The following is a 16,529-nucleotide window of genomic DNA, read 5'->3' on the forward strand; positions in this document are numbered from 1 at the left end:
TGAAAGCCATGTTTCGAAATCGCAAGTTGTTCAGGGGCCTGCAGGCCGCATTCCTCGCGGTCGCAGTCTGCTTCTCTATCGGCGCGACCGACGCCACAGCGCGCTACGACAAGCTCAGCCACCAGTTCATGTGCAGCTGCGGCTGCGGGCAGGTGCTGGGCGAGTGCAATCACGTCGGCTGTCCCGCCTCCCCCGTGCAACTCGCCGAACTGAAGGTCGATATGACCAACGGCATGGGAGACAAGGAAATCATGGACAGTTTCGCCGCCAAATACGGCGCTACCGTTCTCGCAGCGCCCACAACAACCGGCTTCAACCTCGTCGCATGGATCGCGCCATTCGCCGTCTTCCTCGCTGCGCTTCTCGGCACCATCCTCCTCGTCCGGCACTGGTCTCTCGGCAAAAAGCAGGTAGCAGAGCCCGCCAGCACGCCTGAGATGAACGCGATCCGCGACCGCATTCGCCGCGAAACCGGCAGCGAAGGGAGCTTCTGATGTCTGACACACTCGGCCTTGCACTCGGCTGCCTCATGGCCATCAGCCTCTTCCTCTACACCTTCTGGCCGGAGAACGCCTTCGCTAGCCAGCGCCAGAAAACGCGCCTCGATTACCTCCTCGAGCGCAAGGAACAGCTCTACGAAAATCTGCGCGATCTCAACTTCGAGTACCGCGCCGGCAAATATCCTGAAGAGGACTTCATCGCTCAGCGCACCCAGCTCGAAAACGAAACCGCCCAGTTGCTGGCCGAGATCGACGTCCTGCAACAGCACGCATAAGTATCGAGAGTCGCTTGGGATTGGGTTGTACAACTAAGTTTTGAAAGGGCACGACTTCAGTCGTGCCGAGTCAGCCGAGTTTTGAAAGGGCACGACTTTAGTCGTGCCGAGAAGCACCGACCAGAACACGGGCTTTAGCCCCTGAGGGATGTTCTTGAACGAAAGTCAGGTTCGAATACAAAAATGAAATCGACGCGATTTTTTGCAATTCTTTTCTCCATCATTCTCGCCGGCTCCCTTGCCCAGGCCGCGCAGCTTTCCGGCACCGTGACAAACAAGACCACAGGCAAGCCCGCCAGCGGCGATGTGGTCGTTCTCGTCGAGCCGATGACCGGCATGACCGAAGTCGCACGCACCACCGTCGACTCCAGCGGACACTACAGCATCAACCGCCCCAGCAACGCCCCGGCTCTCATCAAAGTTACACACCAGGGCGCCGAATATTTCGCCGACGCTCCTCAAACCGGGACCGTCCCCGAAGTCTCCGTCTACGACGTCGCAGCCAAAGTAGACGGCGTCTTCATTGAAGCCGACGTCATGGAACTCGAAGCCGTCAACGGCCAACTCCACATCCTCGAGCGCTACTTCGTTCACAACACCAGCAACCCTCCGCGCACGCAGTGGAGCGCGAAAAGCTTCGAAGTCGTCCTGCCCGAAGAAGCAGTCATCGAGCTCGCCCAGGGCCAGCGCCCCAAAGCCGGAGCTCTGCCCACAACGCTCAAGCTCGAGCCCAACGGAGCGAAGGGCCACTACGCATTCAACTTCCCCATCCAGCCCGACGAAGGCGAAAAGGACACGCAGTTCAACATCAGCTACACGCTCCCCTACAGCAGCGGAAGCTTCACCTTCCACCCGCAGGAGTCACTCAGCGCGCAAAACGTCGGCGTCCTGCTGCCGAAGAGCATGAGCTTCTCCGCGGGCTCCGGGTCCACGTTCACTCCCCTCAATCAGGATCCAAACATCCAGACCTTCGTCGCCAAAAATGCGGTGCCCGGAAAGGCGCTTGAATTTACCGTATCTGGCAGCGGCTCCATGCCCCGCGAAGATCAGGGCGCCGGAGCTGGCGGCCCCCAGGCCGGCGCGCAACCCGGCGGTCAGCCTGGTGGCGGCATCGGCGAACCCATCAACACGCCCGATCCACTCAGCAAATACAAATGGTGGATCCTCGGCGGACTCGCTCTCGTCTTCGTCGCCGCCGCAGCATTCCTCCTCCGCAAGCCCGCGGGAGCCGCAGGCGTTCCCGTCGCAACCACGCCCGGCACAGGCCCAATCGCTTCCTCATCTACCGCCGCCTATTCCCCGTCTTCGCATCATGCAACTCCGGCGGGCAAGAACGGTTCTCTTCTTGCCGCACTCAAAGAAGAACTCTTCGCCCTCGAAAGCGACAAGCTCACCGGCGCCGTCACTCCCGCTGAATACGCTGAAACCAAAGCCGCCCTCGAAGTCGTCCTTCGTCGCGCATTGAAGAAAGGCTGAAAGCAGTTTGTAGTGCTCAGTGACCAACTGACCACTACAAACTGTGAACTAAGAACTGATAACTGAAGACGGATAACTGAGAACTGCCTCTCCATGAAGACCCTGCTCCGCACCCTGCTCTATCTCGCGCTGATCGTCTGGCTCGGCGCCGAGATCTTCTTTCCCGTCGTCGCCGCCATCACCTTCGGCACATTGCAGGGAGCCACGCACACTGCCGGCACCATTGTGGGTGAACTGCTCCGCATTCTCCACGGCATGGGCATTGTCAGCGGGCTCGTGCTGCTCGCACTCCTCGCACTTGCCCCTGCATGGCACATCTACAAGCCGAAGACCGTCCTCGCTCCCATGGTGCTCGTCGTCCTCATGCTCGCCCTCACCGCCTACTCGCAGTATGGGATCATTCCCTCCATGGAGCGCGACCGCATCGCGGCAGGCGGAGAGATCGACACCACTGACTCGTCCAATCCCAACACCGTCCACTTCAACAAGCTCCACAACCGCAGCGAGCACGTTGAAGAAGCTATCCTCCTCTTCGGCATCACCACCGTTGTCCTCGTCGCCTGGGCAGAGTCCGCCCGCGAAAAAGCATGATCTGACCTCCTGGCCGCGCACAAACCCGTTGCATGCGGTATGCCCGCCGACTCACAATTGCTTCTATTGCTCAGAGGGTTCACATGGGACGCGAAGCCACCTGCACCTGCGCCTGGAACGGGAAAAAGAGCACCGTCAAAGCTCTGATCGAGCCGCCTGAGCTCATCCTTCGTGGCGAACTCCGCCGCCGCGTTCCCATCGGCCAAATGCAGTTCATAAAAGCCGAGCGCGGCCAACTGCACTTCACCTTCAGCGGCGAATCCGTCACCCTCTTTCTCGGCGAGGAGCACGCAGCCAAATGGGCAGACGCTCTGCTCAGACCACCGCCAACGCTCGCCAAAAAACTGGGCATCACCGCCGAAACAATCATCTGGATGATCGGTTCCATCGATGACGAGTCACTCAAGTCCGCACTCGCCCAGGCGAAAGCCGTGTCGAAGAGCGAGGGAGACCTCATTCTCGCACCCGTCGACACTCCCGCCGAACTGCACTCTGCCCTGATGCGCGCCGCAAATCAGTTGATCACGGGCACGCCCATCTGGTTTATCTACCCCAAAGGCCCAGGCCACCCGCTCAACGAGAACCTCGTCCGCTCCACCGCTCTAGCCGCCGGCATCGTCGATACTAAAGTCGCCTCCGTCTCACCAACGCTCACCGCCTTGCGCTTCAACAAACGCCGAACGTAGACTTTCGGCATCCATCGAAGATCCCTCTCCTACCCATTCCCTAGTCCCTGATCCCTGACCAGTGACCACTGCCTTGCTATCATCGAAGAGGCCCTTCAGCGCGCAAGTATCGTGCAGGGGCATACTTGGAACTCAATGAAAACTGGCATCATCGGTCTGCCCCAGGTCGGCAAGACGTCGCTCTTCAAGATCCTCACCAAAGCAAAGCTCGAGGACAAAGGCTACTCCAATCCCCGCGAAGCCCACATCGGCGTCGCCAAGGTTCCGGACGAACGACTCGACAAGCTTTCCGCTCTCTATAGCCCCAAGAAAACGACCCACGCCACCGTCGAATACGTCGACGTTGCCGCCATCGGCCAGGAAGCTCTCAAGGAGACCGCCTTTCTCACCAGCCTCCGCAACGTCGATGCGCTCATCCACGTACTTCGCGCCTTCGAGGACGACTCAATCCCCCACGTGGGCGAAATAGACCCTCTGCGCGACGTCAAGAACGTCGAATTCGACCTGATGATTAGCGACCTCACTCAGGTTGAAAAGCGACTCGAACGCGTCGAAAAAGATCTGAAGAAGATGCGCTCCGCCGACCTCGAGCGCGAACACGCGCTCCTCCTTCGCTCGAAAGATGCTCTCGAGAAGGAACAGCCCCTCCGCGAACTCGAGATGACTCCAGAGGAAAAGAAACTCATCAAGGGCTTCATGTTCCTCTCCCAAAAGCCGGTTTTGTACGTGGTTAACATCGGCGAGAGTGCCACGCTCGGCGACGACCTCGCCTCTGCTGTCGACAAATACAAGCTCACCGAGATCGCCCAGCGTCCCAACGCAGGGGCCACCGCCATTTGCGGCAAGGTCGAAGCCGAGCTCGCCGAAATGGACGAAGCCGAAGCCGCCGACTTCCTCTCCAGCTACGGCCTCCACGAGAGCGGCCTCGTCCGCCTCATCCGCAAAAGCTACGAGCTCCTGGGCCTCATCAGCTTCTTCACCGCCGGCGAAGATGAGTGCCGTGCCTGGACTGTCCCAGCCGGCTCCAAAGCACCTCAGGCCGCCGGCGCCATCCACTCCGATCTCGAACATCACTTCATCCGCGCCGAAACCATCCGCTGGGATAATTTGCTCTCCGCCGGAAGCGAAGCTGCGGCCCGCGCCCAAGGCACTCTTCGTCTCGAAGGCAAGGAGTACATCGTGCAGGACGGCGACGTAGTGCACATCCGTCACAGCGGCTGATGCGCGGCGGTGTAAGGTAAGCAAGAATGCTCAAGCTCTCCGTGGCGCTCGGCGTGCTCGCCGCTCTGGCAGAAGTTGCAGGTGGTTTCGTACTGGTCCGCGCGCGCGGCATCGAGCGATACCTGCGTTACTTCGTTGCGCTGGGCGCAGGCTTCCTCATGGCTGTTGCGCTGCTCGAAATGACTCCCGAGAGCTTGAAGCTGAATCCAGCGCTTGGCCCCGTGCTCATCATGGTGGGCTACTGTGTTGTGCACTTGCTCGAGCACACCATCATCTCCCACTTCCACTACGGAGAAGAGACGCATCACAACGAGTTCGTTTCCGCGCGTACAAGTTACTCCGTGCTCGGCGGCCTCAGTGTGCACGCGCTCTTCGACGGAGTCGCCATCGGCTCAGGCTTCGTCGTCAACAACGCACTCGGCTGGCTGATCTTCATCGCGATCTTTTTGCACAAGGCGCCGGAAGGATTCACCATGGCTTCCGTCATGCTCGCCAGCGGACGCAGCCGCAGAGCCGCCTTCTCTGCCGCGGTGGCGCTTGCAGTTGCCACCATTGCCGGTGTCCTCGTCATCGAACTCGCTCCCAAATGGATGCCCTACGGTTTGCCTGTCTCCGCGGGAGTCGCGCTCTACGTCGGCGCAAGCGACCTCGTCCCCGAGGTCAATCGCGAACCCGGAATCCGCATGGCGCTGGTCTTCTTTCTCGGAGTTGCCGCGTTTCTCGCGCTCCGGCTCGCTCTGCCGGCTCTCTGAACTGCTGCAAGACCTATTCCAGCGAACTCGCCGGTCTCGGCTGCTCCGCACTTGCCCTTCTCCAGCCAAAACGCCAGCCATAGAGCCGCGCCAGCAGTTTCACGTAGTCCACCGCCACCTTCAGATTTGCCTTGCTCGCGCCGCTGTAGCGCCGCCCAAATTCGAAGGGAACTTCGCAAACCGAACCGACCCGCGCCCGCACCAAGATCTCGAGCAGCAGCTTGAATCCATCTTCCTGAAATTCGACGCCGTCGAGGCAGTCACGACGCACAAAGAAGAACCCCGACATCGGATCTTTCGCCCTGAACCCGCTCCGCTGGATTGGCCAGGTTGCCCAGACCGCGGCAGTCGAAACCAGCTTACGAATCGGGTTCCACGAACCCACTCCGCCGCCCTCTGCATAACGGCTGCCGATCGCCAGATCGTATCCACTCAACGTCCGCGCGATCAGTTCCGGCACGAGCTCCGGCGGATGCTGCAGATCAGCATCCATCACTCCCACGATCGGCGCATCCGTACGCATCCAGCCATGCAGCACCGCGCCTGAAAGCCCGCGTTTCCCTCTCCTCGCGAACAGCCTAATCCTCGGATCACTCTTGCTAACCGCCGCAACCGCCTCTTCGACGCCATCACGACTATCGTCATCGACAATCAGAATTTCGTACTCGACTCCCGTTGGATCCAAAGCCTTCCGAACCCGCTCCAGCAGGACCACGACATTTCCCGCCTCACGCAGCGTGGGTACAACAATCGCTACTCTCTGCGCTCCCGGCAAATGGCACGAACCTACGACCGCACGCGCGCGCTCGGCAGTATCCAATTCCTGCGGGTTGACTGCGGCAGTAACCAATGAGTACGACATCCGCTCACCTTCGGTTATACCGTCCCACCCGCACTTTTCGCTCGAATCAAAACAGCGCCTCTCTCGATCTCACCCCGTGACAACAAAATGACAATTGCGTCACATAAAAACTTCAACTCACAGTCATCCAAACACTTACACTACCGTCTAATCAGGTAAAACTAGAATCAGCCGGAGCCACCCCCAACGGCTCCCGCAACTTCCCGGAACGGCTCGGGTCCTGATCTCTGACCATTCCGGACCTTGCACCACTTGTCTTGCCTCTGTTGAACTTTTGCCATCTTTGGAGCGAATTGTCCTGAAGAAGCCGTTCGGAATTTCAAGAACTCTCAACACAATTCTGCTGTTGATCTTTTCGCTTCTGGCTTTCATGGTCATGGGCTATCACCCCGGCATGGAAGACGACGCGGTCTACCTCTCCGCGGTCAAAAGCATTCTGAACCCCGCGCTTTACCCCCACGACGCTGACTTCTTCCGCCTCCAGTTGCAGGCCACTCTCTTCCATCATTGGATCGCATCCTTCGTTCGCTTCACGCACCTTCCGCTCCCGGCTACCGAGCTTCTCTTCCAATTTCTCTCCATCGCTCTGATCCTCGCAGCATGCAGAAGCATCGTCCAGGTTCTATTCAACGACGAGCGCGTGCAGTGGGCCGGAGTAGCGCTCGTCGCTGCGATGCTCACACTCCCGGTCTCCGGAGCTGCCATCTACATCGCCGATCAGCACCTGCACCCACGCAATATCGCCACCGCCCTTGTGCTCCTTTCGGTCTCTAGAATTCTTCGCAATAGGCCTTGGCACGCTGTTCCTCTCCTGCTCCTCGCCTTCGTCCTCCATCCCATCATGGCCTTGTTCGGAATTTCCTTCTGCTTTTTCCTGACATTGGCACAGCTCGACCCCGTGCACGCGTGGCTGCGGTCCTTCAGCACCGCATTCGCATCCGCAGTCCCTCTGGGATGGGTCCTCGAGTCTCCCAACGCGGCCTGGCATCGAGCGCTCGAGACGCGCTCCTACATGTTCCTCTACCGCTGGACCTGGTACGAGTGGCTCGGCACTGTCGCACCTTTGATCCTCTTTGGACTTCTCTGGTGGCTCGCAATCAGGCACGGAGATTCAAAGCTCGCCCGCTTCGCTATCGCGGTCTTTGCATACGGCATCGTCCATCAGGCGGCATCGATGATCGTGCTCGCATCGCCCTCGCTCATCCGTATCACCCCCATGCAGCCCATGCGCTATCTCCAACTCGTCTACATCTTCATGGTGCTCATCGCCGGATGCCTCATCGGGAAATTCTTCATCAAAGGCAACCCGTTTCGCTGGGCAGCGTTTCTCGCCCTGCCCTGTTTTGGAATGTTCGCCGCGCAGCGCGCCCTCTTAGTGGCAAGTCCACACCTGGAGCTACCCGGCATGTCCCCAACCAATCCGTGGCTTGAAGCTTTCGCCTGGATCCGCGGCAACACTCCCACAAATGCCTACTTCGCCATGGATCCGAACTACCTCGCAGCTCCCGGAGAGGACTATCACAGCTTCCGCGCTCTCGCTGAACGCAGCCAGCTCGCCGATCTCATCAAAGACTCGTCCGTTGTAACCCAGGTCCCCGAACTCGCGCCCCGCTGGGAACAGCAGACAATCGCCACCGCCGGTTGGTCCCAGTTCAAACTTGCCGACTTTGAACGCATCAAATCGCGGTTCGGTGTTGACTGGGCTCTCGTCTCCAATTCCGCGCCGACCGGCCTCGATTGCAAATGGCACAACGGTGAACTCGCCGTGTGCAAGATCCCCTGATCCCCTGCAAAGTCATTTGAATGTCACGGATGAACGTCAAGCGCACTGCAAACATCTGAATACTGTAAGGAGATATTTTTTTGCGGTCAGATAGAACGATCGAAGCTCGCGAGCGATTTCCCTTCCTGCCGATCCTAGCCCTCACTTTTGCGGCCCTTCTGATTGGCGGCTACCACCTCGGTGTTGAAGACGCAGAGATCTACCTTCCAGCCGCCACCAAACTCCTTCATCCAAACCTTTACCCCTATGCCGGCGAGTTCTTCCTCTCGCATGGACATCTCTCCCTTTTCGGAGCCGTCCTCGCGGCCACCGCAAAGCTTGCGCACATCTCCATCGACTGGTCCGTCTTTGCCTGGTTTTTCGCAACTCTCTTTGGAACGCTCACCGCTTGTTGGCTCTTCGTCACGGCCTGCTTCACCTCGCCGCACGCGCGCTGGACCGCCATGCTTGTTGCAACCGCTGTCCTGACCATGCCGGCTGCCAACACTGGCCTTCTCCTCGTCGACCCCTACCTGACAGCCCGGTCCTTCTCGACGCCGCTCGCGATGCTTTCACTCACAGCCTTTCTCGAACGAAGGTATGCCTACGCAGCCGTCGCTGTGCTCCTGACAAGCCTCTTTCATCCGCAGATGGTTCTCTACGTCATCTTTCTCTGGGCCGTGATCTGGGCGAGCGAGCGCGTCAGAACGCGGGTCGGCGAACCGCTCCCCATACCCGTCTCCGGATTTGCACTGATACCCGGCGGATTCCACCTATCGCCGGCGCGGGGAAACTATCGAGAAGCCCTCTTCTCGCGCGACTACTTCTTCCTCTACAACTGGACCTGGTATCACTGGCTCGGTCTGCTCGCGCCCCTCGGAATACTCGCGTGGCTCTGGCGTTCAGACATCCGTGGAACTCGCCCCGCCTTCCGGCTTGTATGCCTCGCGCTCATTCCCTTCGGACTCATCTCCATCGCTTCAGCCGCATTCATTTGCTCATCCCCTGAGTTCGAGATGTTCGTCCGCGTTCAACCTCTGCGCTCGTTCCACCTCATCACGTTGCTCTTCATCCTGCTCCTCGCCGGAGTTGCCGGAGAGTACCTCGCCAAAGACCGCAAGTGGCTGCCCTTCCTCCTCTTTCTCCCGCTCGCCATCGGCATGTTCATCGCCGCACGAAATACCTATCCCCACAGTGCTCATATCGAAGTGCCTTCGAATACGAGCCGCAATCCATGGGTCAACGCTCTGCTGTGGATTCGCGGAAACACGCCAGGCGATGCGGTCTTCGCAGTCGACTCGCGCTACTTCAAAGACGCACCGGTCGACGTCCACGGTTTCCGCTCAATCTCCCAGCGCTCAGCTCTGGCCGACTACTACAAAGACGGTGGAGTTGTCTCGCTCTTCCCTGATCTGGCCGACGAGTGGAAACACATGAGCGACGCCACCTACGGTCTCAATCACTTCTCCCGCGCTCAATTCCAATCGTTGCGCGAACAGTACCCCGAAGTGAGTTGGACCGTAATCCATGGCTCCGCGCCGGCTGGGATGGACTGCCCCTATCGACAGGACTCGTTTCAGGTCTGCCGTATGCCGGCTCTCAACCGGAACTGACCCTGCTCCCGTTCACTTGCTGCGCACCCATCGTCGTTCGTCACGTGGGGCGCAGAGACCATCCAGGTCCGGACTTTCGCGCCGCCAACATCCGTTTTGCGCCTTGAGGGTCGATACCTGAGAATGACAGTGTGGCTCCCCCTCATCTTGGAGCCGGACTGATGCTGAACCTTACGCAGCGACTGATTCTCGGATGCGCTCTCGTTGCCGCCCTCGGCATCGGCATAGTCGTCGCGGCTCATCGTGCTCTTGCTGCCGGCGGCGACTTGAATCTGGCCATCGCCTTTCTCATCTCCATGGTGCTCGTTGAGATCGCAATGGTGATGCTGGTCTTGCGTCCCATCCGGACACTCGCCAACGACTTCAAGAAAATCGCAGGCGGCAACCTCGAACACCGAGTCGAGTGGGGCAGCCGCGACAGCTTCGGCGTCATCGCCGCCGAGTTGAACCGCATCGCCGTCCGCCTTCGCGACCTCCGCGACACCGAGGCCGGACGCCGCCAAATGGAGTACCAGCTCTCCGACGCTGTGCTCCAGTCCATCTTCGAGCCCATCATCGTCACCGACGCCAAGGGCCACATCCTCAAGCTCAATCAGGCCGCGTCAGAAATCCTCGGCGAAGCTGCCAAGGACCGCATGGGCCTGAACAACACGCCCGGCGGCGACAAAATTCTCGGCGCTATTCGCGATGCCATCGCCATGCAGAAACCCATCGCTGCCGAAGGAGACGCCGCCATGCTGCCCATGCGCATCGGCAGCCAGTCTCGCAGCTATCGGCTTCGCACCACTCCCATGCGCGACTCCGAAGGCAGACTCCTTGGCGCCGTCACAACCCTCGAAGACGTAACGTCGCTCCAGGACACCGACCGATTCAAATCACAGTTCATCTCCGTTGCCAGCAAAAAGCTGCGCGATCCGCTGCTGCAGCTGCGCCGCGGCCTCTACGCCCTTCAGAACGGATTCGCCGGAGAATTGCTGCCCCTGCAGAGTGAGCTGGTTGTAGAGGCCAGCAGCGAATCGGAAAAACTCGAAGATCTGATGTCCGATCTGATCGAGGTCGCCGAACTCGATAGCGGCAAGCGCGAACTCAAGCTCGAGCGGCTCCGCCCGCGCATCCTGCTCGACGAGGCGCGCAACCGCCATATCGACGAAGCCGGAAGCAAAGGCGTCCGCATCGAGGTCAATGCCTTCGCCGACCTCTCGTTTGTGCTTGCCGACCGCCGCGCCGCGCGCACCATCTTCGACAATCTAATCGCCAATGCACTGCGCTACACACCGCAGGATGGTGAGATCCTGCTTGCTGCCGAGGAGATGAAGGAGTACGTGCAGTTCACCATCCGCGACAGCGGACGCGGCATCGAGGCCGAACGCCTCACCAACATCTTCGATCGCTTCAACCCATTCTCCGAGCGCGGCACCGGCATGGGGCTCGCGCTGGTCCGCCGTCTCGTCGAAACCCTAGGCGGCCAGATCGCCGTCGAAAGTCGTCTTGGCCAGGGCACTACATTTCGCTTCACTCTCCCGGTCGCGGTAGCAGCCGCCACGCCGCATCCCGTCGAGGTGGGCTAGACCATGGCAGAACTTCAGCTCGAGCGTCAGCAGGAACCAGCCCGTCTGCGCATCTATCTCGGCGCTGCTCCCGGCGTGGGCAAAACGTACCACATGCTCAACGACGCCCACCTCAAGCGCAAGCAGGGCATCGACATCGTCATAGGTCTCGTCGAACCTCACCGCCGCCAGGACACCATCGACCAGGTCCGCGACCTCGAACAGGTTCCGCTGCGCACAATCCCATACCGCGGGGTCGAACTCAAAGAGATGGACGTCGACGCGGTCCTCGCGCGCCATCCCCAGATCGCCATCGTCGACGAACTTGCGCACACCAACGTCCCCGGCAGCAAGAACCGCAAGCGCTACGAAGATGTCCTCGAACTTCTCGACGCCGGCATTGATGTCTGGACCGCTGTCAACATCCAGCATCTTGAGACGCTCAACGACGCCGTCAACCGCTCGGCCAACACGCTTATCCGCGAAACAGTTCCCGACAGCTTCTTCAAGCGCGCCGACGAAGTCATCAACGTTGACCTCACCGTCGAAGAGCTCCGCAACCGCCTCCGCGAAGGCAAAATCTACGCGCCCGAGAAGGTCGAGCAGTCACTCGCCAACTTCTTCCGCAAAGGCAATCTGAATCTGCTGCGCGAGCTAGCCCTGCGCGCCACAGCCGAGCAGGTCAGTCATCGCGCGGCCGACTACCGCCGCACCCAGGGCCTCGAACAAGCCCCCATTCCCGATAAAGTCATGGTCTGCCTCAGCACCCGCCCCGGAACCGAACGCCTCATTCGCGTCGGCGCCCGTGTCGCCGGCCGCCTTGCAACCAACTGGTATGCCGTCTACGTGAATCGCCCCGATGAAGACAAGGGTCATGGCGACCCCGAAGCATTTCAAAGAATCGAAGAGTACCGCCGAATGGCCAAAGATCTCGGAGCGCAGGTCATCACCCTGAATGACAAGAATGTCGCCGATGCCCTCATCCGCTTTGCCCAGCAGGAGACTATCTCCCACGTCATCTTCGGCCAGCCTGTCCGCTCCCGCCTCGACATCCTCCTCCGCGGCTCCGTGCTCAACCGCTTCCTCGCCGAAGTCCGCGACGTCACGGTCCAGGTCGTCCCCATGCAAAAACCCCTCCGCAAAGGCTGATAGGCTCGACGTTTTTCTCCCGCCTTCGTCCCTCTGTCCATGACCACTGATCACTGATCACTGTTTCACTCACAGAACACGCGCACCTTCGTCTGATTCCCTTCCTTGCCATCGACATCCACGGTCAGGTCTTCAAGGTGGTCGATCAGCTCTTCAAGGTTCTCCGGCTTGATCTGCGAAACCGTCAGCGGAACGCCGTGGCTCGACAGCGCCTGGTCCAGCTGGTTATGAGCCTGCTGAGGAATCAGCGCCGCCAGCCGCACACCCGCGCGTAGCAGTTGCATCGGCACGCGCACATTGACCGTGGTCAGCCCCTTGTTTCCGGTCATCGACTCATCGGCTTCCACCAGCACGCGCAGGTACTTCGGAATTGCCTTCGTCCCCGTACCTCTCCCGCCTCCGGTGCCCGCACTTGACGCGCCCACCGACACCGGTTCAGGGTCGAGCGCTGCCAAAAGCCGCTCCGCCTCATCCGCAGTGATCTTCCCCGCCGCCAGCATCTCCAGAATCTGTCTTCTGTTCTCGTTCATCGCAGTCCTCCCATGATTGTTCCAAGCAGGTGCGCGATCTCCGCAATCTGCAAGTGGATCCAGTGATTGAGCGACGGCACAAGCTCGTGCACGTGCAGTTGCGCGAGCAGTCCGAAACTAACGCTCGCCGCCAGGATCAACGCCATCTCCCGGCTCTCGTTCCACGCCGCCAGCAGCCTCTCCGCTTCCGCCGGCGTGATGCGTCCCATAGCGATCAGCGTCAAAATTGCGCGTCGATCAGTATTCATAGTCACCTCTACAGAATCCGAACCAGAACCCGATTGCCTTCCGTCGCTACCCGCACGTCTGTCCCAGGCAGACTGCACACCAATGCCCAACCCGCACCTACCGAACGCCAGAACGGCACCCCCGAGATCACGCACGCAATCAGCAGCCCCAGCAGAATGAAAGGTGCCAGCACGATCGCAGGGACCCACAAAAGAAACAGCGGCAGCCACAGCCTGAAATTCGGCCCATGCGGATAGTTCACGTGAACGATCGCCACATTCGGAGTCATTTCAGTGCCTCCAGTTCCTTGATCGCCTGCTCCGCCGAGATCTCCCCATTCTTCAATCTCTCCAGAACCTCAGCTCTGCCCGGCGTCGGGTTCGTCTCCACAAACTGCAGCTGGCCTGAAATCCGATTCAATCGGCCCTTGATCGTCGGATAGCTCACTCCAAAAATCTGTTCCATCTCCTTGATCGACCCATGCGAGCGCACGAAGGCCGTCACAAAAACCTGGTCCTCCAGGCTCAGGCGGGCTAGCTCCGGCAGGGTAAACGAGCCCTCCACCGCAACGCCCTTCTCCGGCATCCTCACCCGCTCAATCACCATCGGCGTGCCATGGGCCATCCTCAGCAAATCCTGCCAATCCGATCCGCTTTTCTCCGCGTCCGCCATCCATTCCCCTCTGAACAAGACGACAATAACATGAAAATTGATATTTGAACCACTATTTATTAAGAAAATTAAGTTCAAGAACGCTTCTGATAGATATGTGGGCCGTGAGAAAGGCTGAAATCTACCGGAACTGTTTACCAATAAGTAATTTCGGTGATCTAGCTCACATCTCGACCTGACCCGTGGTATCAACAACTTGTTCCCAGAGTAAATCTTTACCAAACCAATTATTTGCTTACACTTACGTGAGCATTACATTGGTAATTTCTTACCACCATCCGGTGATGCTTTCACAGTTACCCTTCCCTATTTTTGTTGGTGACGGACACCGATGCGCCTTCATTCCATCTGCTCTTACGGCTCGCGGTCTGTTCCAAATGAGAGGGCCCAACACCATGGAATCATCCAAGATCCAAGTCCACTCCGCGGCCACGCCTACATGCTCGATTCGAAAACTCCTGGCTACCCTCAACCACGACATCTCCAAAGCCAGCGTTCACCTCTCCCGTGAAGAAGGCGGATCGCTTGCCGAGTTCACCCTGATCGCTCCGCTCATGCTCTGCCTTCTTACCGGCATCTTCGGACTCGGCTTTGCGCTCACCTTCTACCTTCAGCTCAACAACGCGGTCGACGTCGGCGCCCGTACCGTCGCAGTTATCCGCGCCAGCAATTCCGACGGCACAACCCCCGATCCCTGCGCGGCCGCCTACACCGCCATCACCAACGCCGCTCCCACCCTGAACAAATCGCAGATCCAGTTGAGCTTCAACATCAACGGCACTCCTTACAACAACGTCACCTCGTGCACCAACGGAGCCGCGAACATCGTCGCAGGTAAAACAGCCCAGGTCTCCGCGACGTACCCCTACACCGTCATGATCTTCGGCTGGAAACCCATGGCCCTGAACATGACCGCGCAGACCACGGAGCTACTCCAATGAGACCTGCAGCGACAAAGTCCGCGGCAAGACGCCACGCAGAACGGGCCTTCATCAAATTCCTGAATCGACAGTCCGGACAAATTCTGCCCTGGGTCGCCGTCACCATGATCTGTCTGCTCGGCCTGTCGGGGCTCGCCATCGACACGGCTCGCATGTACATCATCCATCGCCAGCTGCAATCGGCTACCGACGCCGCCGCGCTCGCGGGTGCCCAGCAGATGCCGGACGGCGACTACTCCACCGTGGCGAAATCGTTCAGTTCCGGCAGCGGCAACTCGAACGACTCCAAATCCTACACACCAACGACCGCAAGCGTCACTCCACTCTGCATCAAGTTCCTCAAGGATCAGGGTCTGCCCTGCACCGGCAGCGCCGCCGCTAATGCTCTTCAGGTCCAGCAGGCAGCCGCCGTTCCCATGATGTTTGCAAGCATGCTCGGCTTCAAGTCGCTCAACATCACCGCCACCTCCACTGCCGCCATGCGCGGCTCGAAGCCCCTGCCCTACAACGTCGCTATCATCCTCGACACCACCCCTTCGATGGACTACTCCGACACCAACTGCGGCAGCGGGGCCACGCAGCTCTCCTGCGCAATCAACGGCGTGCAGCAGCTTCTGCTCAACCTCGCTCCCACCGTAGATAACGTTAGTCTCTTCACCTTTCCGAACATCACCACAACCAGTGTCGGGAATAACTACGACTGCACCAGTTCGAATCCGGTCGCGGGTCCGTACACATTTCCCTCAACCTCCGCCAGCAGCCTGACGAACATGAACTACACAACAGGCTCAACCACGGTCACGGAAACCTACCAGATCACAGGTTTCCTCGCCGACTACCGCACGGACAACCAGGCCAAATCGCTCACGACCACTTCGAATCTCGTCAAAGCGGTCGGCGGAAAATCCGGCTGCACTGGCATCCAGACCAGTCAGGAAAACACCTACTACGCCGGAGCCATCTATGCAGCGCAATCCGCGCTCACCGCGGAAGCCGCCGTTAAAGCCGGAACGCAGAACATCATCATCCTGCTCAGTGATGGCAATGCGACAGCAAAGGAGCAGTATCCATCGGGAAGCGGTACCTTCAATTGCAACGGGACCTGGTTGTCCAAAGGGACGGTCTGTCCGGGAGTCAACGACATGGTGGTGGGAACGCAGAGCGGGACGGTTGCCACATCCGGAGGCACATACCCGTCCTGGGTTGGCCAGTGCTCGCAAGGGATTGACGCTGCGGCATACGCAAAGAGCAAGGGCACGAAGATCTACGCGATCTCGTATGGATCGTCTACCAAGTCCGGCGGACCCTACTGGGTCAATGGATCTCAGCAGTATTACTGCCAGAGTGATACCGCTGGGGGCTCGCATCCGAACATCAGTCCATGCAACACCATGAAGGCGATCGCATCCAGCACCTCCACCTTCTACACCGACTACTACCTTCCCGGCAGCGACACCGGTTGCCAAGCCTCCGGCCCGAACAACACGATCACCTCCCTCAACAGCATCTTCAAGACCATTGCCTACGACCTCACCGCTGTACGCCTCATACCAAACGGCTCTGCAACCACAACACCTTAACGGCGAACCTGCCTTTTGGCCGGGGGACCCAGCTCTCCCGGCCTTTGTGTTTTGCATGACAAGATCCGTACGGCCCCCGCGACATCCCAATCTGTTAAAGTTGAACCTAGGTCGCCTTCCACAAAGGCGTTCCCCGCAGTCGCT

Annotated in this window: 18 protein-coding genes; 13 read left to right on the plus strand and 5 right to left on the minus strand. The window is 59.4% G+C overall.

Translation table 11 applies throughout. From position 1 onward, the window contains the following. The first annotated feature begins 8 nt into the window (after positions 1–8). The 7 genes from DHV10_RS04270 to DHV10_RS04300 all read left to right on the plus strand — a co-directional run bounded on the left by DHV10_RS04270 (position 9) and on the right by DHV10_RS04300 (position 5,501). Positions 9–494: a cytochrome c-type biogenesis protein gene (locus DHV10_RS04270; protein WP_109485702.1), complete on the plus strand. Its 486-nt coding sequence runs from the start codon at positions 9–11 to the stop codon at positions 492–494. Further along, positions 494–775 (plus strand): hypothetical protein, encoded by a 282-nt coding sequence (locus DHV10_RS04275; protein WP_109485038.1) that lies wholly within the window; start codon positions 494–496, stop codon positions 773–775. Before DHV10_RS04270 ends, DHV10_RS04275 begins: the two co-directional genes overlap by 1 nt. A gap of 183 nt (positions 776–958) precedes the next feature. After that, positions 959–2,251 (plus strand): peptidase associated/transthyretin-like domain-containing protein, encoded by a 1,293-nt coding sequence (locus DHV10_RS04280; RefSeq protein WP_109485039.1) that lies wholly within the window; start codon positions 959–961, stop codon positions 2,249–2,251. A gap of 93 nt (positions 2,252–2,344) precedes the next feature. After that, a complete protein-coding gene (locus tag DHV10_RS04285) occupies positions 2,345–2,842 on the plus strand; it encodes a DUF4149 domain-containing protein (RefSeq protein ID WP_109485040.1) in 498 nt (165 codons plus the stop codon). Between the two features lie 83 nt (positions 2,843–2,925). Further along, positions 2,926–3,528: a DUF3052 family protein gene (locus tag DHV10_RS04290; RefSeq protein ID WP_162601180.1), complete on the plus strand. Its 603-nt coding sequence runs from the start codon at positions 2,926–2,928 to the stop codon at positions 3,526–3,528. Positions 3,529–3,663: 135 nt separating this feature from the next. Beyond that, positions 3,664–4,749, plus strand: coding sequence for a redox-regulated ATPase YchF (ychF, locus tag DHV10_RS04295; protein WP_109485042.1), 1,086 nt, complete (start codon positions 3,664–3,666; stop codon positions 4,747–4,749). Between the two features lie 26 nt (positions 4,750–4,775). Further along, positions 4,776–5,501 carry a ZIP family metal transporter gene (locus DHV10_RS04300; RefSeq protein WP_109485043.1) on the plus strand — a complete coding sequence of 242 codons (726 nt, stop codon included), beginning with the start codon at positions 4,776–4,778 and terminating at the stop codon, positions 5,499–5,501. 13 nt (positions 5,502–5,514) lie between these two features. Here DHV10_RS04300 and DHV10_RS04305 read toward each other — a convergent pair whose 3' ends face one another. Further along, positions 5,515–6,363, minus strand: a complete 849-nt coding sequence (locus DHV10_RS04305) for a polyprenol monophosphomannose synthase (protein WP_109485044.1) — start codon at positions 6,361–6,363, stop codon at positions 5,515–5,517. Between the two features lie 283 nt (positions 6,364–6,646). On the opposite strand from DHV10_RS04305, the gene DHV10_RS04310 reads away from it, so the two are divergent. The 4 genes from DHV10_RS04310 (at position 6,647) to DHV10_RS04325 (ending at position 12,434) form a co-directional block, all read left to right on the plus strand. Continuing rightward, the gene (locus tag DHV10_RS04310; protein WP_109485045.1) at positions 6,647–8,146 is read left to right on the plus strand and encodes a hypothetical protein; all 1,500 of its coding nucleotides are present in this window, start codon (positions 6,647–6,649) and stop codon (positions 8,144–8,146) included. An 80-nt stretch (positions 8,147–8,226) separates the two neighbouring features. Continuing rightward, entirely contained in the window at positions 8,227–9,738 is a 1,512-nt protein-coding gene (locus DHV10_RS04315; protein ID WP_109485046.1) for a hypothetical protein, read from the plus strand. A gap of 161 nt (positions 9,739–9,899) precedes the next feature. Then, positions 9,900–11,306 (plus strand): sensor histidine kinase, encoded by a 1,407-nt coding sequence (locus tag DHV10_RS04320; protein WP_109485703.1) that lies wholly within the window; start codon positions 9,900–9,902, stop codon positions 11,304–11,306. 3 nt (positions 11,307–11,309) lie between these two features. Beyond that, positions 11,310–12,434, plus strand: a complete 1,125-nt coding sequence (locus DHV10_RS04325) for a universal stress protein (RefSeq protein WP_109485047.1) — start codon at positions 11,310–11,312, stop codon at positions 12,432–12,434. 65 nt (positions 12,435–12,499) lie between these two features. On the opposite strand, the gene DHV10_RS04330 is transcribed toward DHV10_RS04325, so the two are convergent. Genes DHV10_RS04330 through DHV10_RS04345 form a run of 4 tightly spaced genes read right to left on the minus strand, consistent with a single transcriptional unit; the run spans position 12,500 to position 13,864 of the window. Continuing rightward, positions 12,500–12,964 carry an SHOCT-like domain-containing protein gene (locus DHV10_RS04330; RefSeq protein WP_109485048.1) on the minus strand — a complete coding sequence of 155 codons (465 nt, stop codon included), beginning with the start codon at positions 12,962–12,964 and terminating at the stop codon, positions 12,500–12,502. After that, positions 12,961–13,212, minus strand: a complete 252-nt coding sequence (locus DHV10_RS04335; protein WP_109485049.1) for a hypothetical protein — start codon at positions 13,210–13,212, stop codon at positions 12,961–12,963. Before DHV10_RS04335 ends, DHV10_RS04330 begins: the two co-directional genes overlap by 4 nt. Positions 13,213–13,220: 8 nt before the next feature. After that, entirely contained in the window at positions 13,221–13,481 is a 261-nt protein-coding gene (locus DHV10_RS04340) for a hypothetical protein (protein ID WP_109485050.1), read from the minus strand. Continuing rightward, positions 13,478–13,864 carry a DUF2089 domain-containing protein gene (locus DHV10_RS04345; RefSeq protein ID WP_109485051.1) on the minus strand — a complete coding sequence of 129 codons (387 nt, stop codon included), beginning with the start codon at positions 13,862–13,864 and terminating at the stop codon, positions 13,478–13,480. Before DHV10_RS04345 ends, DHV10_RS04340 begins: the two co-directional genes overlap by 4 nt. A gap of 395 nt (positions 13,865–14,259) precedes the next feature. On the opposite strand from DHV10_RS04345, the gene DHV10_RS04350 reads away from it, so the two are divergent. Both DHV10_RS04350 and DHV10_RS04355 read left to right on the plus strand, forming a co-directional pair. Continuing rightward, positions 14,260–14,805 carry a TadE/TadG family type IV pilus assembly protein gene (locus DHV10_RS04350; RefSeq protein ID WP_162601181.1) on the plus strand — a complete coding sequence of 182 codons (546 nt, stop codon included), beginning with the start codon at positions 14,260–14,262 and terminating at the stop codon, positions 14,803–14,805. Further along, entirely contained in the window at positions 14,802–16,385 is a 1,584-nt protein-coding gene (locus DHV10_RS04355; protein ID WP_109485053.1) for a pilus assembly protein TadG-related protein, read from the plus strand. The genes DHV10_RS04350 and DHV10_RS04355 overlap by 4 nt, the downstream gene beginning before the upstream one ends. The last annotated feature ends 144 nt before the right edge of the window (positions 16,386–16,529 follow it).

Source organism: Occallatibacter savannae (genome assembly GCF_003131205.1).
GTDB classification, from domain to species: Bacteria; Acidobacteriota; Terriglobia; order Terriglobales; family Acidobacteriaceae; genus Telmatobacter; species Telmatobacter savannae.